Source organism: Vibrio anguillarum (genome assembly GCF_001989995.2).
GTDB lineage: Bacteria > Pseudomonadota > Gammaproteobacteria > Enterobacterales > Vibrionaceae > Vibrio > Vibrio anguillarum.
Genome location: NZ_JAHGUP010000163.1, coordinates 1 through 1,819, shown reverse-complemented (window position 1 = coordinate 1,819; position 1,819 = coordinate 1). Strand labels below are relative to the sequence as shown.

At 42.2% G+C, this 1,819-nt stretch carries 2 protein-coding genes; both read right to left on the bottom strand.

Translation table 11 applies throughout. The features are described 5' to 3' along the window. Window positions 1-134: 134 nt before the first annotated feature. On the bottom strand, window positions 135-500 hold the full coding sequence (locus PL85_RS18090) for a DUF1293 family protein (RefSeq protein WP_115340203.1): 366 nt from the start codon (window positions 498-500) through the stop codon (window positions 135-137). 6 nt (window positions 501-506) lie between these two features. After that, complete coding sequence (locus tag PL85_RS18085; RefSeq protein ID WP_234921350.1) at window positions 507-1,793, bottom strand: replication initiation factor domain-containing protein; 1,287 nt, start codon at window positions 1,791-1,793, stop codon at window positions 507-509. Between the last annotated feature and the right edge of the window lie 26 nt (window positions 1,794-1,819).

The following is a 1,819-nucleotide window of genomic DNA, read 5'->3' as shown; positions in this document are numbered from 1 at the left end:
GTCGATAGTTAACGAACCTAGCGAATTGCTTTGTAATTGTTCCAACTCACTAGGCGTTAATATGACGTAAGTACAATCAAACCCTTGTGGGGCAAGCATTAAATAGCCGTTGTATTGTATTACGCAGTTAGACATTATTTAATTAAACCACACACTTTAAAGTGGGCTTTAATCTCTTCATCCACTGGGATTAATTTCGTGACGATAGAGCCCGAAAGAGGGTCATCCATATTTAAGCCTAAATCCACTTCATACTCACGGCGTGGAACGAGAGCACCAACACGCTCAAGCTCAAGCGCATAGTTAAAGTCAATGATTAGCGGCTGGTCATACTTGGAGACTTCACCCGATTCACCAACAGTACGACGAGTCATTTTAAACTTGTCGTTATCAATATTAAGCGGCTTTAGAGGACGCGAAATATTAAGTTGTGCGAATTCGCCTTTAAAATCGTTTTTGAAAAATGAAATACCCAATACAAATATAGATGGACGAGACATAGTAATTTACTCCAAAGCATTAATTAATTTTCGGTGCATAGAGGGATACAATAAAACCGTATCGTCCCTAACCAAGGTGGTGACAACTTTTTCAAAGTCGCCTTGATAAAGTTCAAGTAAAGAATTAACCAAGCGGCCATATTGTCGCTTAGCCCAATAAGACGCAGCTAATACATCACAAGCAACGCGCTTTCTAGATTTAGTTTTTGTTATTACAGGCTCAACGGTATTTGAGAGTAAAGAGGCGGCATAAGCATTTAATGCAACAAAGCCCCCGACAGGGTTTAATAATATATCCGTGTCCCATTTCTTTAATTCAACCTCGGAGCGATACCACGAAAAATCCTCAGCCGTAATATTACGTTCTAATTTCTTGTTATAAACGCGCCAATATACGAGTGATTGACGGGAGCCAAAATTGCGCTCTTCACGAGAAAATATTTTATTGCCGTTTTCGTCCCAATCCCACTCATCGCCATTGGAGACTTTAGGACTGAAGCCACGAGAACGCTTAAAGCCACCGAGACGCGAAACGTTTTCCGCAGCCTCACAAGTATGTAAACCATCGTAATCATCAAAGGCTAAATCAATACGCGAGAGTTGCTTACAGCATAAAACCGTTGAAATCCAATGATGCAAGAAACGACAAGAGCGATTAGCAAACAGATGCTTGCAGCCGTGGCCTGTAATCTGAAAATGCACAGTGTCGCGATTTCCGCCAAACCCAACTTGGCCGCAATAGTCATCGCCATATTCGGAAGTTAAAACAAACGAATCCTCGTAGAACTGGAAGCCTTTACCACGTGGTGAGCCGTAGTTAAAACCAAGCACGTATTGAATAAAACGTCTTAACGTTTCTTGTAGGTAATCCATTGTCACTTCGCGGAAGTAGCGGTTATAAGCCTCAATATCATCAATCGTTTTCGCATGATGTTGTGAGAACTTAGGAGCCTCAGGAAAGTGAATACCAGAGTAGGGCGCGTCTTTTTTGCAGTGACGCAGGTCAGCCAATTTAATGGTAAAACAGAGGTAATCGATAATCACAGGTGATTGCTCGTAGTCCTCGATAAAGGTGTATTCGTTAACGGTATGATTAACAAACTCAGGGCGTAGGCCGGATTTTTTAGGGCGATACACATAGTCAGATTGTACTTTGTGACCTTGTGACTTTTTCCCGAAGACCTGAACGTTGTCCATATTAAGCTGGTAAAGCATACCTGAGCGGCAGTCAGGACAGCAGCAATTGACCGGAGATTCGTAGTTAGTACCACAGTCCATACAGGCGAATTTCATGATTCAATCCCCATGATAGCCAGACG

What these genes read in the sequence shown, in the direction of transcription:
- PL85_RS18090 (WP_115340203.1), bottom strand. Translation starts at nt 500, where the DNA reads ATGTCTCGTCCATCTATATTTGTATTGGGTATTTCATTTTTCAAAAAC.
- PL85_RS18085 (WP_234921350.1), bottom strand. Translation starts at nt 1,793, where the DNA reads ATGAAATTCGCCTGTATGGACTGTGGTACTAACTACGAATCTCCGGTC.